The organism is Actinokineospora alba, from assembly GCF_004362515.1.
Lineage (GTDB): Bacteria > Actinomycetota > Actinomycetes > Mycobacteriales > Pseudonocardiaceae > Actinokineospora > Actinokineospora alba.
In genome coordinates this window covers 4,948,913-4,965,523 of sequence record NZ_SNXU01000001.1, presented here as the reverse complement: position 1 = coordinate 4,965,523, position 16,611 = coordinate 4,948,913, and the positions used below count along the sequence as shown (strand labels likewise).

Annotated in this window: 15 protein-coding genes; 7 read left to right on the top strand and 8 right to left on the bottom strand. The window is 71.0% G+C overall.

The window, feature by feature from the left end; all coding sequences use genetic code 11:
- Positions 1-8: 8 nt before the first annotated feature.
- From C8E96_RS22910 to C8E96_RS22895, 4 genes are read right to left on the bottom strand one after another with little or no spacing between them, the layout of a single operon-like run.
- Positions 9-1,772, bottom strand: coding sequence for a sodium/solute symporter (locus C8E96_RS22910; RefSeq protein WP_091382214.1), 1,764 nt, complete (start codon positions 1,770-1,772; stop codon positions 9-11).
- Positions 1,769-2,125: a hypothetical protein gene (locus C8E96_RS22905; RefSeq protein ID WP_091382217.1), complete on the bottom strand. Its 357-nt coding sequence runs from the start codon at positions 2,123-2,125 to the stop codon at positions 1,769-1,771. Before C8E96_RS22905 ends, C8E96_RS22910 begins: the two co-directional genes overlap by 4 nt.
- Positions 2,125-2,913 (bottom strand): LytR/AlgR family response regulator transcription factor, encoded by a 789-nt coding sequence (locus C8E96_RS22900; protein WP_091382220.1) that lies wholly within the window; start codon positions 2,911-2,913, stop codon positions 2,125-2,127. Before C8E96_RS22900 ends, C8E96_RS22905 begins: the two co-directional genes overlap by 1 nt.
- On the bottom strand, positions 2,910-3,986 hold the full coding sequence (locus C8E96_RS22895; RefSeq protein WP_091382224.1) for a sensor histidine kinase: 1,077 nt from the start codon (positions 3,984-3,986) through the stop codon (positions 2,910-2,912). The genes C8E96_RS22900 and C8E96_RS22895 overlap by 4 nt, the downstream gene beginning before the upstream one ends.
- 147 nt (positions 3,987-4,133) lie before the next feature.
- Between C8E96_RS22895 and acs the strand changes: the two genes are divergently transcribed.
- From acs to C8E96_RS22875, 4 genes are all read left to right on the top strand, one after another.
- Positions 4,134-6,086 (top strand): acetate--CoA ligase, encoded by a 1,953-nt coding sequence (gene acs, locus C8E96_RS22890; RefSeq protein ID WP_091382228.1) that lies wholly within the window; start codon positions 4,134-4,136, stop codon positions 6,084-6,086.
- Between the two features lie 236 nt (positions 6,087-6,322).
- Positions 6,323-8,383, top strand: a complete 2,061-nt coding sequence (locus tag C8E96_RS22885) for a M14 family zinc carboxypeptidase (RefSeq protein WP_091382231.1) — start codon at positions 6,323-6,325, stop codon at positions 8,381-8,383.
- Between the two features lie 99 nt (positions 8,384-8,482).
- Positions 8,483-8,869 (top strand): VOC family protein, encoded by a 387-nt coding sequence (locus C8E96_RS22880; RefSeq protein ID WP_091382235.1) that lies wholly within the window; start codon positions 8,483-8,485, stop codon positions 8,867-8,869.
- 67 nt (positions 8,870-8,936) lie between these two features.
- A complete protein-coding gene (locus C8E96_RS22875) occupies positions 8,937-10,256 on the top strand; it encodes a glycoside hydrolase family 125 protein (RefSeq protein ID WP_228770191.1) in 1,320 nt (439 codons plus the stop codon).
- Here C8E96_RS22875 and C8E96_RS22870 read toward each other — a convergent pair whose 3' ends face one another.
- Positions 10,257-10,718: an SRPBCC family protein gene (locus C8E96_RS22870; protein ID WP_166658084.1), complete on the bottom strand. Its 462-nt coding sequence runs from the start codon at positions 10,716-10,718 to the stop codon at positions 10,257-10,259.
- 49 nt (positions 10,719-10,767) lie between these two features.
- The gene (locus C8E96_RS22865) at positions 10,768-11,337 is read right to left on the bottom strand and encodes a copper resistance CopC family protein (RefSeq protein ID WP_166658083.1); all 570 of its coding nucleotides are present in this window, start codon (positions 11,335-11,337) and stop codon (positions 10,768-10,770) included.
- A gap of 112 nt (positions 11,338-11,449) precedes the next feature.
- Here C8E96_RS22865 and C8E96_RS22860 point away from each other — a divergent pair, with 112 nt between their 5' ends.
- Positions 11,450-11,956, top strand: a complete 507-nt coding sequence (locus C8E96_RS22860) for a class I SAM-dependent methyltransferase (RefSeq protein ID WP_166658082.1) — start codon at positions 11,450-11,452, stop codon at positions 11,954-11,956.
- 46 nt (positions 11,957-12,002) lie between these two features.
- Complete coding sequence (locus C8E96_RS22855; RefSeq protein ID WP_091382495.1) at positions 12,003-12,809, top strand: ArsR/SmtB family transcription factor; 807 nt, start codon at positions 12,003-12,005, stop codon at positions 12,807-12,809.
- A gap of 48 nt (positions 12,810-12,857) precedes the next feature.
- On the opposite strand, the gene C8E96_RS33475 is transcribed toward C8E96_RS22855, so the two are convergent.
- Positions 12,858-13,013, bottom strand: coding sequence for a hypothetical protein (locus tag C8E96_RS33475; RefSeq protein ID WP_166658081.1), 156 nt, complete (start codon positions 13,011-13,013; stop codon positions 12,858-12,860).
- 229 nt (positions 13,014-13,242) lie between these two features.
- Between C8E96_RS33475 and C8E96_RS22850 the strand changes: the two genes are divergently transcribed.
- A complete protein-coding gene (locus tag C8E96_RS22850; RefSeq protein ID WP_091382247.1) occupies positions 13,243-16,008 on the top strand; it encodes a helix-turn-helix transcriptional regulator in 2,766 nt (921 codons plus the stop codon).
- On the opposite strand, the gene C8E96_RS22845 is transcribed toward C8E96_RS22850, so the two are convergent.
- Positions 15,990-16,547: a DUF6328 family protein gene (locus C8E96_RS22845; protein WP_091382250.1), complete on the bottom strand. Its 558-nt coding sequence runs from the start codon at positions 16,545-16,547 to the stop codon at positions 15,990-15,992. The genes C8E96_RS22850 and C8E96_RS22845 overlap by 19 nt on opposite strands.
- Between the last annotated feature and the right edge of the window lie 64 nt (positions 16,548-16,611).

Genomic DNA, 16,611 nt, shown 5'->3' with positions numbered 1-16,611 from the left:
AGATCCGTTCAGCGGCCCAGACGTCGAGTGATGCGACGAACGGCGGACGAACGGCGCGCCTGCCAGGACAAGTGGCCCAGGTCACGTCCTGGTCCCGGTCGGGCGTGCTGCTCCTCGCCCAGGTGCAGGCGCAGCATCGCGGCCGCGGCCCACGACGGCGGACGGCCGAACAGCGAGACCCCGATCATGGTGGCGAACGCCAGCGGCACCGACCATGGCGCGGGCTGGGCGACCAGAATCGCTTGCCAGCCACTGAGTTCTCCGCCGAACAGAGTAACGGCGATTGCTCCCGCTGAGGCCAGCAAGCCGACCGCCACCCCCGCCAGGGCTCCCGCCTTGGTCAGCCTCGACCACCAGATGCCCAGCACGAGCAGCGGACAGAACGTCGACGCGGCGACGGTGAACCCCCACGTGACCAGCACACCCGCGTCCAACCGCGCGGACGGCAGCGCGAGCATCACCACGACCGCCGCGGCGGCGAACACGGTGCCCCGCAACCGGTTCAGGCCACCCGGCAGCAAATCGTGGGCGATGGCGCCGGAGACCACCAGCAGCAGGCCCAGCGACGTCGCCAGGAACGCGGCGAACGCGCCCGCGGTGAGCAGGCCGGTGAACACGTCCGCCCAACCACCGGATTCCACTTGGGACGGCAGGGCGACCACGGCGGTGTCGGTGGTGCCCGCGAGGTAGAGCTGCGGCACCAGCACCTTCGCCAGCGTGCCGTAGATGCCGGGGAACAAGTAGAAGATGCTGAGCAGTCCCACGGTGATCGCGGCGGTTCGCCTGGCCGCGCGGCCGTCGGGGCTCGTGTGGAAGCGGACGAGCACGTGCGGCAGGCCCATCGTGCCCAGCATGGTGGCGATCAGGATCGCCCAGGTGCCCAGCAGCGGGTAGCCGGCGTGGCGCAGGTCGAGCAGCGGCCGCTGCCAGCCCGGCCCGCCCGGCGCGGCGCCGCCGCGGGCCTGCGGGACGGCCGTGCCCTCGGCAAAGACCAGCGTGCTCCCCGACACCGCCCGCAGCTCGCCCGGCGGGAGGGTCTCGCGGCTGCCGTCAGGCCGCAGCACGGTCGTGGGCTCGCGCAGTTCCAGGGTGACGTCGAGTTGGAAGTCGACCGGGGTGTCCTTGGCGAAGTGGGTGAACTCCACCGGGTGGACGGCCTCATGCCGCACTTCCGGGCCCACCTGGATGAGCAGCCAGGCGGCGGGCACGATGAACAGGAGCATCTTCAGGTAGAACTGGAACGCCTGGACGTAGGTCGCCGCGCGCATCCCGCCGAGCGCGAGGGTGATGCTCACCGCGGCGGCCGCGATCACCACACCCACCCAGTACTGGCTGCCGCTCACCGCCGACAGCACGAGCCCGGCAGTGCGGAACTGCGGCACCAGGTAGAGCCCGCCGATCACCAGCACGACGATGGCCGACAACTTGCGCAGCGTATGGGAAGCGAGCCGCGCGACCGCGAAGTCGGGCACCGTCAGCGCGCCTGATCGGCGCATCGGCGCGGCGACCAAGACCAGCATCGCGACGTAGCCCGCGGTGAACCCGACGGGGTACCAGAGCGCCCCCATGCCGTCCTTGACGACGAGCCCGGCGACCCCGAGGAACGACGCCGCCGAGAGGTACTCACCCGACACCGCGGCGGAGTTCAGCAGCGGCGAGACCCTGCGCGAGGCGACCAGGAAGTCCGATGTGGTGCGCATGGCCGCGATGCCGCGCAGCCCGATCAGCAGCGTGATCAGCACGACCGGGGCGACGGAGAGGAAGGCGATCATGCGGTTTCGTCGGCGGACTCGGCCCGCTCGGCCCGGCGCAGCTGCCAGGCCGCGATCCCCACCATCAGCGGGTACGGCAGCGCGCCCATCGCCAGCCAGGACACGGGGATGCCGAGCAGCCGGACGTCGTCGAGCGCGGGCCACGCGGCGAGGACCGCCGGGATGCCCAGCAGCAGCGACACCAGCAGCACCAACGGAAGCAGCGCGCGCCTGCGCTGGACGGCGTAGACCCGCATGGCCCGCTGGACGTCGTCCGGGTCGAGCGCGGGCGGGCGCCACGCGGTGTGCACCCGACGGCGGGCGTGTGCGATCCGCGTCTGCGGACTGGTCACCGCGACCCGCCGCGACGGCATCAGCCCCGCCCGCCCAGTTCGCCGCGCTGAGCCGCGTGCAGCAGCCGTTCCCGCAGCTCCCGGGCGTGGCGCCTGCTGACCGGGACGTCGCCGAGGTCGGTGTGCGCGAGCATCCCGCCCACGGCGTCGCTGCGCAGTTCCCGGACCGCGTCGATGGCCACCAGGAATCCTCTGTGGACGCGGGCGAACCCGGCGCCCTCCCAGTACTCCAACAGCCGGGAGATCGGCATCCGCACCAGGTGCACGCCGCCGCGGGTGTGCAGCCGCACGTAGTCGCCCTGCGCCTCGACGAACTCGACGTCGCCGCGGCGCACGTACCGGATGCGGCCCTCGCTCTCCACCGGCAGCACCGGCATCGCGTCGGGCTTGGCCGACACGGTGTCGTCCGGCGCGGTGACGGGCTCGGGGATCTCGACCGGCGCGACCATCCGCGCGACCCGGCTCAGCGTGGTGGCGAGCCGTTCCGCCCGGACCGGTTTGAGCAGGTAGTCGACCGCGCCGATGCCATAGGCGGACACCGCGTGCCCGTCGTAGGCGGTGACGAACACGATCACCGGCGGCTTGCTGAGCTTGGACAGCAGCGACGCCAGCTCGAGGCCGTTCATGCCGGGCATGGAGATGTCGAGGAACACCGCGTCGAACTCGCCGCCCTCGATCATCCGCAGCGCGGTCAGCGCGTCGCCCGCGGCGCCCACCCCGGCCACCTCGGGCGCGGCCCGCAGCAGCCTGCACAGCTCGTCCAGCGCCGCCTTGACGTCGTCGACGGCGAGCACCCGCATGCCGGTCATGTCGCCACCCCGGGCTGGAACACCGGCACCCGCACGACGACCCTGGTCCCGGCCTCGGGCGCGGTCTCGACGACCAGCCCGTACCAGGCGCCGTAGACGTTGCGCAGCCGTCTGTCCACATTGGCCAGCCCGATGCTGCCCGCGGTCCCGTGCCCGGCCAGGATCGCCTCGGCGACCGACGGGTCCATGCCGACCCCGTCGTCCTCCACGCTGATCACGCAGTCGTTGCCCTCCGACTCGCCGCGGACCTGCACGATCCCGTCGCCCGCGCGGGGCTCGATCCCGTGCCGGACCGCGTTCTCCACCAATGGCTGCAACACCAGGTACGGGATGGTGACCGCGAGGACCTCGGGCGCCACCCGGATCTGCACGCGCAGGCGGTCGCCGAGCACGGCCCGCTGCAGCGCCAGGTAGGTCTCGATGGCGTGGAACTCGTCGGCGACCGTGGTGAACTCGCCGTGGCTGGCCAGGCTGTAGCGGTTGTAGTCGGCGAAGTCGAGCATCAGCTCGCGGGAGCGCTCGGGGTCGGAGTGCACGAGCGAGGCGATGACGGTCAGCGCGTTGTAGACGAAATGCGGCGACATCTCCGCGCGCAGCGCCCGCAGTTCCGCCTGCGCGGCGTACTCGGCGGACACCTCCAGGCGGGACCGTTCCAGGGCGGCGACGATCCAGTCGGCCACCTCGCGCACCGCACTGGCGCGGATCTGGCCGGACACGACCAGCACACCGGCGAGTTCGTCGTGCACGTGCAGCGGCAGCGCCACCAGCGGCGCGCGGCCCGCACGGGTGTCGGTGTGCAGGACTTCCTGGACGAGCGCGGTCACCCGGTCCTCCGGGGCCGCGGTGCCCGCCCACACCGGTCGGCCCGACAGGTCGGCCAGCGCCACACCGTCCACATCGAGCAGCGCCCGCACCCCGCGCGCCACGGCCCGCACCCGCGGACCCGACAGCCCGTCGGCGAGGTCGTCGGCGATCCGGCGCGCGGTGCCGAGCACCGAGGCCGCGTCCGAGCGCACCCACGGCGGCCACGGCCGCCGCGGCGGCCGTACCTGCGGCTGTGCGGGCACTGACATGGCTTGATATTAGGGGGCGGTGCCTGCCTGCGGTCCACTCGTCGACCGTTCGTCCCCGAGCCGACACCGTCCGTCGCTGATCATCTCCGGCCGCGCCCACGTCGTCCTAACCTGCGGGCCTGCGCACCAGGACGGCGGGAGAACGCGATGACCACGGACAGTTTGTCGAACCTGATGGACGAGCGACGCACGTTCGCGCCGGAGAGCGGCTTCGCCGCCGCCGCGAACGTCGACGCGGGCTGGTACGCCGCGGCCGACGCCGACCGGGAGGGCTTCTGGGCAGCCCAGGCGCGCAGGCTGTCGTGGGCGTCCGAATGGTCGAACGTGCTGGACTGGTCGGACGCGCCGGTCGCCAAGTGGTTCGTCGGCGGGAAACTCAACGTCGCCTACAACTGCGTCGACCGCCACGTCGAGGCCGGACACGGCGACCGGGTGGCGATCCAGTGGGAGGGCGAGTCGGGCGACGCCCGCGCCATCACCTACGCCGACCTGCGGCGCGAGGTGTCGAAGACGGCGAACGCGCTGGCGTCACTGGGTTTGCGCGCGGGCGACCGGGTGGCGATCCAGCTGCCGATGATCCCCGAGGCGATCTTCGCCATGCTCGCCTGCGCCCGCCTCGGCCTGGTGCACAGCGTGGTGTTCGGCGGCTTCTCCCCCACCGCCCTGCGCTCACGCGTCGACGACGCCCAGGCCCGGCTGCTGATCACCTCCGACGGCCAGTTCCGCCGCGGCAAAGCCGCCCCGATGAAGGCCAACACCGACGAGGCGGTCGCGGACTGCGCGTCGATCGAGCACGTCCTCGTGGTCCGGCGCACAGGGTCCACTGTGGAGTGGACCGAGGGCCGGGACCTGTGGTGGCATGACCTGGTCGACGGCCAGTCCGACACCCACGAGCCGGAGGCGTTCGACGCCGAGCACCCGCTGTTCATCCTCTACACCTCGGGCACCACCGGTAACCCCAAGGGCATCCTGCACACCAGCGGCGGCTACCTGACCCAGGTCGCCTACACCCATCACGCGGTCTTCGACCTCAAGCCGGAGTCGGACGTGTACTGGTGCACCGCCGACATCGGCTGGGTGACCGGCCACTCCTACATCGTCTACGGCCCGCTGGCCAACGGCGCGACGCAGGTCGTCTATGAAGGCACACCGGACAGTCCGCACCAGGGCAGGCACTTCGAGATCATCCAGAAGTACGGGGTGACCATCTACTACACGGCGCCCACGCTGATCCGCACGTTCATGAAGTGGGGCGACGAGATCCCCGCGGGCTACGACCTGTCGTCGCTGCGGCTGCTGGGATCGGTCGGCGAGCCGATCAACCCGGAGGCGTGGATCTGGTACCGCAAGCACATCGGCGGCGACCGGTGCCCGATCGTGGACACCTGGTGGCAGACCGAGACCGGGGCGATCATGATCAGCCCGCTGCCGGGGGTGACCAGCACCAAGCCGGGCAGCGCGCAGCGGCCGCTGCCGGGCATCGGGGCCCGGGTGGTCGACGACGCGGGCGTCGAGGTCGGCCCCGGCGGGGGCGGCTACCTGGTGCTGGACAAGCCGTGGCCGTCGATGCTGCGTGGCATCTGGGGCGACGAGGAGCGCTTCCGCGAGACCTACTGGTCGCGCTTCGCCGATGAGGGCTTCTACTTCGCGGGCGACGGCGCCAAGTACGACGCCGACGGCGACATCTGGCTGCTGGGGCGGGTCGACGACGTGATGAACGTGTCCGGCCACCGGATCTCCACCACGGAGGTGGAGTCGGCGCTGGTGTCGCATCCCAGCGTCGCCGAGGCCGCCGTGGTCGGGGCGGCCGACCCCACCACCGGACAGGGGATCGTCGCTTTCGTCATCCTGCGCGGCGGCCAGGACGCCTCGGTTGTCGGCGTGCTCCGGGACCATGTGGCGAAGGAGATCGGCCCGATCGCCAAGCCCCGCCAGGTCCTGGTCGTCCCGGAACTCCCCAAGACCCGCTCCGGCAAGATCATGCGCCGCCTCCTGCGCGACATCGCCGAAAACCGCGCGGTCGGCGACACCACCACGCTCGCGGATTCGTCGGTGATGGCCTTGATCTCCTCGGGCCTCAACACCGCGTCCGCCGAATAGGGGGCTGCCCGGCCCTCCCGCCCGCAGGAGCGGGAGGGCCGCGGCGGTGCACTGCCCCGAACAGTCGGGCCGCCGACTGTCCTGGGCCGGATGGCCGTAACGCGACCCGCCGGTTGTCGTTGAACCCCGCACGGGCGGCGAAACACGCAGGTCCGTGCCGCGATCGAGGGTCCGCGGCGTCGTCCGACCCGCTTGCGGAGGAGCTCCCTGTGCATCGCTCGTCCAGGTTCCAACGGATGTCCGTATTGGCCGTCGCGGCGAGCGCCATCGCGTTCACCGTCGCGCCCGCGGGTGCGGACATCAGCGTCTTCCCCACCCAACTGGTCACTGTGGACACCCCGACCCGGGCCCACAAGACCCTGCTCACCCGGCTTGGCCTCGACCTCACCGAACACGCGGGCCACGACTACGTCGAGGTCGTCCTGCACACCGCCGCCGACGCCGACGCCCTGCGGCGGGCCGGGCTGACCTGGCAGGTGCGCATCCCCGACATGGTCGCCCGCGAGGCCCAGGTCAACGCGGCGAACAAGGCCTACGCCGACGCCACCGCCGTGTCCCCGCTGCCCAGCGGCCGGGACAACTACCGCACGCTCGCCGAGTACAACAGCGACATGGCCGCCCTGGCCGGCCTGCGCCCCGACCTGGTCAAGCCCTTCGACCTGCCGCACAAGTCCCTCGACGGGAACACCGTGCGGGGCATCGAGATCGGCCGCGACGTGCGCGCAGCCGAGGACGGCAGGCCGGTGTTCGCGATCATGGGCGTGCACCACGCCCGTGAGTGGCCGTCGGGTGAGCACACGATCGAGTTCGCCTACGACCTGGTGAAGAACTACGGCCAGGACGCGCGCGTCACCGCGCTGCTCGACAAGGCGCGGGTGCTCGTCGTGCCCGTCGTCAACGTCGACGGGTTCGACCGCTCCCGCACCGACGGCGCCCTCATCGACCTGCGCGAAGCCGACAACGGCGGCACCGCCGCCATCCTCGGCACCCCGGGCAACGCCTACAAGCGCAAGAACTGCCGCGTGATCGACGGCGTGGACACCCCGGACGGCACGTGCGCCCTCGCGGGCGCCACGAGCCCCGGCGGCTTCGGCATCGGCGTCGACCCGAACCGCAACTACGGCGGCTTCTGGGGCGGACCGGGCGCCTCCGACCTGTTCGCCGACCCGACCTACCGCGGCGCGGGCCCGTTCAGCGAGCCGGAGACGCAGAACATCCGGGAACTGGTGAGCGGCCGCCAGGTCACGACGCTGATCACCAACCACACGTTCTCCAACCTGGTCCTGCGGCCCAACGGCGTGCACCCCGACACCATCGGACCCGGCGGCATCCCGGTCGGCGACGCTCCGGACGAGGCGGCGCTGAAGGCACTCGGCGCGAACATGGCCGCGCAGAACGGGTACAAGAACCAGCACGGCTGGGAGCTCTACGACACCACGGGCACCACGGAGGACTGGTCGTACAACGCCACCGGCGGCTTCGGCTACACCTTCGAGATCGGCCCGGACGAGTTCCACCCGCCGTTCCCCAAGGTCATCGACGAGTACCTGGGCGCGGGCGCCTACGCGGGCAAAGGCAACCGTGAGGCCTACCTGATCGCGCTCACCAACGCCGTCGACACCGCGACCCACTCCGTCATCGCCGGTAAGGCGCCCGCGGGGGCCACGCTTCGCCTGCGCAAGGAGTTCGCGACGCCCACCTGGTCGGGCCATATCCCGGACCGGTTGAACACGTCGATGGTGGTCGGCCCGGACGGCCGCTACACCTGGCATGTCAACCCGTCGACCCGCCCGGTCGTGCAGGCCAAGCAGTACCGCCTGCTCAACTCGACGCCACTCAAGCGGGAGGTCTTCACCGGCACGACCCTTCCGCTCGCGCAGACCGACAAGACGTTCGTGGTCGACCGCCCGGCCGACGCCTTCGAGGTGAAGCTCGACTGGCCCACCCCGGACGACCTCGACCTGCAGGTCTTCCTGCGCGGAGCGGACGGCTCGCTCAGCCAGGTCGGCAAGTCCGAGGGTTCCGTCGGCGTCAAGGAGCGCGTGCTGCTGACCAACCCGGTTCAGGGCACCTACGTCCTGCGCGTGGTCAACTTCGCGTCGATCACGCCGACGTGGACGCTCACGGCGTCGCTGTTCGACGGCGAGGAGCACACGGCGGGCGGCCTGATCGAGAACTGGACGCTGACCTGCGAGAAGAACGGCAAGGTCCTGGAGACCGTGCCGGTGATCGTGGACCGCGGCCAGCAGGTCAAAGCCGACCTGAAGGCGTGCCAGAGCAAGTGGGCGACTTCCTGATCCGATGACCGACGAAAAGGGGGCGGGCCGTTCGGCTCGCCCCCTTTCGCGTCCCCTACTAGCGTCGACCGGTACGAAACTTCGTGAGGAGGGACGGATATGACCGGCCGAGTAGTGCACTTCGAGGTCCCGTTCGACGACGCGGACCGGGCCAAGGCGTTCTACCAGGAGGCCTTCGGCTGGAAGGTCGAGGAGTTCCCTGGGATGGACTACACGATCGTCTCCTCGGGCCCCACCTCCGACCAGGGTCCGACCGAATCGGGATACATCAACGGGGGCATGGCCCCGCGCGACGCCGAGCGGGCGTTCAAGGCGCCGGTCATCGTCATCGACGTCGAGAGCATCGACGACGCCCTGAAGAAGATCGGCGAGCTGGGCGGCAAGACCGCGGTCGAGAAGCAGCCGGTCGCCGACATGGGCTTCGCGGCGTACTTCACCGACCCCGAAGGCAACGTCATGGGCCTGTGGGAGACCGCCAAGTCTTGATCATCGGGTGGCCCCGGCCGGTTCGGTGGCAAGATCGGGTGATGGATCCGATCACCGGGAGGCCGCCGTGGCGCAGCTGAGGGCTGAACTGCTCGGCAAGGTCTCCGCCCGGATCACCGAGGTCACGGGCCGGGCGGAGATCGCCGACGCGGTCACGCGGTTCCTGCGCAACACCGCGGAGACGACGGTGTCCGAGCAGCCCGACGGGACCACGTTCGTCATCACCGGCGACATCCCCGCCATGTGGCTGCGCGACTCCGCCGCCCAGCTCAAGCCGCTGCTGTACCTGCTCGACGACGCCCCGGAGCTGCTCGGCCTCCTCAACGGGCTGTTGTTGCGGCACTGGCGCTACATCTCGATCGACCCGTACGCCAACGCGTTCAACCTCGAACCCAACGGCCATGGCCACCACTCCGACCGCACCCCGATGGACCCCATCGTGTGGGAGCGCAAGTGGGAGATCGACTCGCTGACCTACGGCATCGATTTCGCCTACACCCTGTGGAAGTCCGCGGGCAGCACCGACTGGTGCGAGGCGACGTTCCGGGTCGCGGCCGCGCGGATCGTGCAAACCTTCACGACCGAGCAGGACCACGAACACCGGTCGAGCTACACGTTCCGCCGCGGCGGGCGGTTCGCGAGCGGCCGCAACACGCTGAACCGGCACGGGAAGGGCAGGCTGACCCGGCCCACCGGCATGGTGTGGAGCGCGTTCCGGCCCAGCGACGACGCGTGCGAGGCCGGGTTCAACGTGCCCGGCAACTTCTACGCCGCGCAGGCGATGCGGCAACTCGCGGAGATCGCCCGCGAATTGCTCCACGACGACACCCTCGCCGCCGACGCCGACCGCCTGCACCGGGAGATGAGCGACGGCCTGGCCGACCACGCCTCCGTCGAGGGACCGGGCGGCACAGAGATCTTCGCCTACGAGGTCGACGGCTTCGGCGGCAGCGCCCTGCTCGACGACGCCAACGTGCCGAGCCTGTTGTCGCTGCCCTACCTGGGCTGTGTCGACGTGGACGACCCGGTCTACCAGGCGACGCGGAAGTTCCTGCTCAGCCCGCGCAACCAGTACTACTTCCAAGGCACCGCGGCGAAAGGCATCGGCAGCCCGCACACGCCGCGCAACCATGTGTGGCCGATCGCGTTGGCCGTGCAGGGTTTGACGGCCGCCACCGCCGAAGAACAAGCGGAGATCATCGCACTGCTGCTCGACACCACCGGCGGCACCGGGATGATGCACGAGAGTTTCCACGTCGACGACCCGACGAGGTTCACCCGCGAGTGGTTCTCCTGGGCCAATTCGATGTTCTGCGAGCTGGTACTCGTCCACTGTGGATACCGCCTCGGCGGCGGCCGCAGCCCCGAATATCTGCCGCAGGCCTGATCAACGCTCCGCGTACGCCTTCACGGCGGCGAGCGTGTGCTCGATCGACTCGACGTTGAAGCCGGGCCGGTCCTGCCGCCCGGTGACCTTGGGCCCGAGGAAGCGCCGGACGAACCAGTTGCCCACCCGGTACCAGTTCTCGGTCAGCACACAGCCGGTGTCGGTCGGCTCGATCACGTAGGACCATCGCGACACCCGGACGCCGATGGGCGAGTGCACGTCGAAGGTCAGCAGCCTGCCGGGCACACACTCGACGACCGTGGCCTTGGTCGACCACTGCTTGGCACCGTTGCGGTTGGTGCCGCGGAACTTGGCGCCCACCGCCGGGCCGGAGCAGTCGACCCAGTAGCCGCCGATGTTCTCGGGGCTGAACTCCCCCATCCGTGGCAGGTCGCTGACCAGGGACCAGACGTCTTCCGCACTGGCGGCGACGGGCGTGCTGCGCGAGATGGAGGGCTCCACACCGTCAACCCTGCCCGCCCGCCACGACCCGCGCATCGCGCATCGTGCGCTACTCGGTGCGCTTGCGTCGGAAAGCCAGGAGGACGCCGAGCGCGACCAGGGCCAGTACCCCGGCGGCGACCGGCCACCACTGCGTGTCGGAGTCGACCACGTCGGATTCAGGTCGGGCAGCGGTGGTCATCGGCGCGGTGGACGTCGGCGCCTCGGTGGTGGTGGTCGGCGCCGCGGTGGTCGTGGTGGGGACGGCGGCGGCGCTGAGGGTGAAAGTGAGGCTGTTGGACGTGGCGTCGCCGTCGTGTCCGGTGACCTTGTACGCGACCTTGTAGGCGCCGGGCACGGTCGGCTTGAACGGCACGCTGACCGTCGCACCCGCCACCGCGGCGTCACCGGAGGCGGGCGCACCGTCCGGACCGGTGACGGTGAGCGTCGTCTGCCCGGGCGTGAGTTCCTCGGTGAAGGTCAGCGTGACCGCCGCGGGCGCGGCGTCGAGAACCGAGTCGGCTTTGGGGTCGCTCGACTTGAGCGAGTTGTGTGCCAGCGCGGGTGTCGCGGTGGCCACCAGCGTCGCGGCGATCACGCTGAACAGGACGCCGACGACGCGGCTGGTGCGGTGTGCCATGGGTGGAGCCTTCCGAGAAGCGCGGGTGATCGTCAAGCACCGCCTGCCGGTGTCGCGTATACCCGAGTGGTCGTTCAGGAGGACCCGCCAGTTCCCGGCCGAGGGAGTCGCCGTGAGCACCAGACCGCCGCAGCGCCTGCGGTCCGCCGTGGCCGCCATCGACGTGCGGCCCACCGACCGGATCCTGGAGATCGGCTGCGGCCGCGGGGTCGCGGCGACGATGGTGTGCGAGCGGCTGGGCACCGGCCGCTACGTCGGCGTCGACCGGTCCGCGACCGCGATCACGGCCGCGACCACGCGCAACGTCGAGTCGGTGGCGGCGGGCACAGCGCGCTTCGTCACCGCCGCGCTCGGCGAGCTCGACCCCGCCGAGTTCGACCCGTTCGACACCGTGTTCGCAGTCGACGTCAACGTCTTCTGGGTGCGTCCCGCAGCGGTCGAACTGGCCGTCATCCGGCGGCTCCTCTCCCCTGGCGGGCGGCTTCACCTGTTCTTCGAACCACCGGACCCGGCCCGGATCGATGCCATGCGCGACGCCCTCGTCGACCATCTGACCAGCGCGGACTTCGCCTCCCAGACCACCACGACCGGCAGGCTCCTGGCGGTCGTCGCCCAGTAGACAGGCAACCGTTTGGTTGCCTATCATGGCCGCGAAGGGGGCGGTCATGGACGCAGTGTTCAAAGCCCTCGCCGACGCGAACCGCAGACAGCTGCTCGACCGGCTCAACGCCGACAACGGGCTGAGCCTGCGCGAGCTGAGCGAGGGCCTGGGGATGAGCAGGCAGGCGGTGAGCAAGCACCTCGCGGTGCTCGAGGCCGCCTCGCTCGTCAGCACCGTCAAGCACGGCCGCGAAAAGCTGCACTACCTCAATCCCGTGCCCATCCACGAGATCGCCGACCGGTGGATCGGGAAGTACGAACGCGACCGCATGGCCGCGCTGTCCCACCTCAAGCACGTCCTGGAAGGACCACCGATGAGCAAACCCGAGTTCGTCTACGTCACCTACATCCAGACCACCGCGGACAAGCTGTACCGCGCGCTCACCGACCCGGCGTTCATCAAGATCTACATGGGCGGCACCGGGCCGAAGTCGGACTGGAAGGTCGGCTCGCCGGTCCTGTGGAAGTCCGCGCCGGACGGCGAGTACGAGGACATGGACCAGCAGGTCCTCGAAGCCGTCCCCGGCAAGCGGCTCGCCTACACCTGGCACACGCTGCAGCCGATGCACCGGGACCTGTTCGACTCCGACGAAGAGTTCGCGGAGGCGGTCAAGGAGCGCTCGAAGGTCAGCTTCGACATCGAGCCCGCCGAGATCCCGATGATGGGCATGAAGCTCACCATCACCCACGACGGCTTCGACACCCCGGACAGCAAGATGTTGGAAGGCACCAGCGGCGGCTGGATCATGATCCTCTCCGCCCTGAAGACGTTCCTGGAGGGCGGAAAGCTCGTCGCGGACCAAGAGGACTGAGACAACGAAAAGCGCCCCCGGGCACGGGGGCGCTTTTGTTGTGCCGGACTAGTTGTGCGTCATGTCCGTGCCGTTATGAGTCATCTCGATCTGGTTGTGGGTCATCTCCGGGTCGTCCGCGTTGGCCGTACCCGCGACGACAAGCGCCCCCAGGGCGCTCGCCGCCAGCAGCATGAACGCGGCGACCGATCGCCTGATCCGCATGATTCCTCCGTCAGAAGCCAGGATTCCGGGCATTTCGTCGGACGTGAACGCTGTGCGCGAAAGGTTGATCGGCGACGAGCCTGACAGTGGTGATCTACGACCCGGACAACGCAGAGTGAATCGACGGCCAATGCCGAGCGGGCGTCGGATGGACGCTCCCCTGGTCCATCCGGCTTAACCGGTGCGTACACGGTTGTTCACTGATAGTTCACGTCCCTATCGTTGTCGGATGGACCCGTTCGTCGGTCGCGACGCCGAACTGAGCCGTCTCGACGGCTGGGTCGACGGCGTGCGCCGAGGCGACGGCCGGGCCGTGCTCATCGAGGGCGAACCCGGCATCGGCAAGACCACCCTGCTGCGCGTCGCCACGGCGCGGGCGGCGCGCGCGGGGTGCCAGGTGTTCTGGGGCGCGGGCGACGAACTGGGCCAGGCCCTCCCACTGCTGCCCTTGCTCGACGCGCTGCGGGTCCGCGAAGGCGACAGCCCGCGCCGCGCCGCCATCGCGCGGCTGTTGCGTGGTGAGACCGGGACGGGCGACCCGGTCACCGCCGCCACCGAACAGCTCCTCGCGCTCGTCGACGACGCCTGTGCGGCCGAACCGGTCGTCCTTGTCGTCGACGACCTGCAGTGGGCCGACCGGGCCACCGTCGCCCTGTGGTGCAGGCTCGCCCGCTCGACCCACGAGCTGCCGCTGCTGCTGATCGGGATCACCCGCCAAGTCCCGCGTCGAGCCGAACTGCTCGCCCTGCGCCGCGCGGTCGGCGCGAGCGGCGTGCTGCGGGTGGGAAAGCTGTCCGACAGCGCGGTGACCGACCTCGTGCACTCGCTCGCGGGCGCCGCCCCCGGGGTCGCGCTCCGCGCCCTGGCCGACGGCGCGGCCGGAAATCCCTTGTACGTCACCGAACTCGTCGACGCCCTCAGTCGCGGGGAAGCGCTGACCCGGGTCGACGGGCACGCCGACGTGACCACCGACCACACCCCGGCGACCCTCGCGGCCGCCATCGCCCACCGGCTCGACTTCCTGCCTGAGCGGGTCCGCACCGTGCTGCGCGCGGCGGCGCTGCTCGGCGTCGAATTCGACCTCGCCGACGTCGCGACCGTCCTCGGTGAGCGTTTCACCGCGCTGGTCGACGACCTCGAGGAGGCCCGCGCGGCCGGGGTGCTCCGGGAGTCCGGCACCAACCTGGCCTTCCGCCACCCGCTGATCCGCGGTGCCCTCTACGACGAACTGCCCGCCCCGGTCCGCGCCGCGTGGCACCGCGACGCCGCGCGGGCCCTGGCCGCGGCAGGCGCGCCCGTGCACCGCGTCGCGAAGCAGTTTCTCCGCGCGGGCGGCGCACGGCTCGACGACTGGGCCACCACCTGGCTCGCCGACGCCGCGCCGGAGCTCATCGCCCAGGCTCCCGCGGTCGCGATCGACCTGCTCGACCGCGCCGAAAGCCACACCGGCGCCTTGGCGTGCCGACTGGCCGAAGCCCTCTGCCGCACCGGTGACACCGTCCGCGCCGAACAGGTCGCCACCCGCGCGCTCGACGCCACCACCGACCCGGACCTGGTCTCCGATCTGCATTGGACGCTCGCGCAGTGCCGGGCCATGGCGGGCCGGTCAGCCGAGTCGCTCGCCGCGCTCGGCGTCGCGCTCACCAGCCCGGACCTGTCCGCCCGGCACCGCGCACGGCTGCTCGTGCTGACCGCGCGCGCCCATCGCGACCTCGGCGAAGTCGACGTCGCGGGTGCGGTCGCGGCCGAAGCCCTCGCCGCCGCGACCGAGGCCGACGACCGCTGGTCCACCGGCTGGGCGCTGCACGTGCTGATCATCGTCACGATGATGCGCGGCGATGTCACCGCCGCGCTGCCGCTGTTCGACCGCGCCCTCGCCGTGACCGGCGCCGACCCCGCGCTGACCGACCTGCGGCTGCTGCTGCAGATCAACCGCGCCGTGGCGCTCGGCGACCTGGACCGCTACGACGAGGCCCTCGCCGCCGCCGACCAGGTCCGCCGCCTCGCCGACGACACCGGCAGCCTGGTCCGCCTCGCCCAGGCGCAGAGCGCGCTGAGCGAACTGCTCTTCGACGTCGGCCGCTGGGGCGACGCGCTCGCCGAGGTCGCCGCTGTCGCCGAGGAGGTCAAGGACCCCGGGGTCGCGTGCTGCGACCACGGCATCGCCGCCGTCATCGCCCTGCACCGCGGCGACCCGGACGCCGCCCGCGACCACCTGCGCGCCGCCGAACCCAACGCCGCGCGCATCGGCAACCGCGTCGTCGGCTCCCTGGCTCTGGCCCGCGCGCTCGACGCCGAGCACCGCGATGCCCCCGACGACGCCCTCGCCGGGCTGCTCACCTGCCTGGGCGACGGCGCCGAGGAACTCGAGGAGATGGAGGAACTGCTTCCCGAGGCGGTTCGTCTCGCCGTGCGGGCGGGCGACCGCGGGGTCGCCTGCTACGTCACCGGGCTCGCCGAGAAGCTCGCCGAGCACAGCGACATCCCACACCGCGTCGGCGGCGCCCTGCTCTGTCGCGGGCTCCTCGACCACGATCCCGCCACGCTGCTGCTCGCCGCCGAACACTTCGCCGAGGCGGGCCGACCGCTCCCCCGCGCGCAGGCGATGCACGCCGCCGCGGTGGAGTTCGCCGAACGCGGCGACGTCGGCTCCGCGCGGGCCGCCTTCACCCGCGCCGACGATCTCTACGAGACCCTGGGCGCCCGTTGGGACGCGGGGCGGCTGCGTTCGGAGTTGCACGCCCATGGCATCCGCCGTGGCCCACGGGTCAAGCACCGGCAGGCCACGTCCGGGTGGGACAGTCTCACGCCCACCGAGTCCCGCATCGCGGGCCTGGTCGCGGAAGGCCTCAGCAACCCGCGCATCGCCGCTCGTCTCGTGCTCTCCAAGCGGACGGTCGGCACCCACGTCTCGCACATCCTGGCCAAGCTGGGCGTGGCCTCGCGGATCGACATCGCCCGCGAGGCCGCGGGCCGCTACCGCGAGTCGGGCTGACGGGACAGCACCAGCCGGTGTCCGAAGCGGTGCCGGTTCCACAGTGGCACCGCGATCCACCAGGTCATGAACCAGGCCATGATTCCGCCGGAGATCCACAGCGCCGGTCCGGTGCCGAGCACCACGTCGAGAATCAGCATCATCGACGAGCCGAGCGCCAGCATCAGGAAGCACAGCCCGGACAGGGTGAACCAGCTCGTCGCGCGGACCAGCTTGCGCTTGAGCCTGCGCTGGAAGACCAGCCGGTGGAAGGGCGCGGGCGCGATCAGCAGCGCGGTCGCGGCCGCGCCCATGATCAGGCTGACCACATAGGTCCACCGCTGGAACTCGGTGATGTCGGCGAACCTCGGCGTGAACGCCAGCGCGAGCAGGAACGCCAGCAGGAACTGCACACCGGTCTGCGCGACCCGGACTTCCTGCAGCAGCTCCCCGTAGTTGCGGTCCAGCCGCTGCGTCGGTGTCTCGCCCCGCGCCCGCAGGTTCCACTCGTCGTGGGTATCGGCAGAGTCTTTCGAGGTGGGCAGCGGGTGCAGGGTCATGGCGGGCTCCAACGTCGAAGTGGCGACTGCCCCTCAACGGTCTCCCGAACATGATCGCGAGACA

Coding starts and splice junctions, on each gene's coding strand:
- C8E96_RS22910 (WP_091382214.1), bottom strand. CDS start 1,772: ATGATCGCCTTCCTCTCCGTCGCCCCGGTCGTGCTGATCACGCTGCTG.
- C8E96_RS22905 (WP_091382217.1), bottom strand. CDS start 2,125: ATGCCGTCGCGGCGGGTCGCGGTGACCAGTCCGCAGACGCGGATCGCA.
- C8E96_RS22900 (WP_091382220.1), bottom strand. CDS start 2,913: ATGACCGGCATGCGGGTGCTCGCCGTCGACGACGTCAAGGCGGCGCTG.
- C8E96_RS22895 (WP_091382224.1), bottom strand. CDS start 3,986: ATGTCAGTGCCCGCACAGCCGCAGGTACGGCCGCCGCGGCGGCCGTGG.
- acs (WP_091382228.1), top strand. CDS start 4,134: ATGACCACGGACAGTTTGTCGAACCTGATGGACGAGCGACGCACGTTC.
- C8E96_RS22885 (WP_091382231.1), top strand. CDS start 6,323: ATGTCCGTATTGGCCGTCGCGGCGAGCGCCATCGCGTTCACCGTCGCG.
- C8E96_RS22880 (WP_091382235.1), top strand. CDS start 8,483: ATGACCGGCCGAGTAGTGCACTTCGAGGTCCCGTTCGACGACGCGGAC.
- C8E96_RS22865 (WP_166658083.1), bottom strand. CDS start 11,337: ATGGCACACCGCACCAGCCGCGTCGTCGGCGTCCTGTTCAGCGTGATC.
- C8E96_RS22855 (WP_091382495.1), top strand. CDS start 12,003: ATGGACGCAGTGTTCAAAGCCCTCGCCGACGCGAACCGCAGACAGCTG.
- C8E96_RS33475 (WP_166658081.1), bottom strand. CDS start 13,013: ATGCGGATCAGGCGATCGGTCGCCGCGTTCATGCTGCTGGCGGCGAGC.
- C8E96_RS22850 (WP_091382247.1), top strand. CDS start 13,243: ATGGACCCGTTCGTCGGTCGCGACGCCGAACTGAGCCGTCTCGACGGC.
- C8E96_RS22845 (WP_091382250.1), bottom strand. CDS start 16,547: ATGACCCTGCACCCGCTGCCCACCTCGAAAGACTCTGCCGATACCCAC.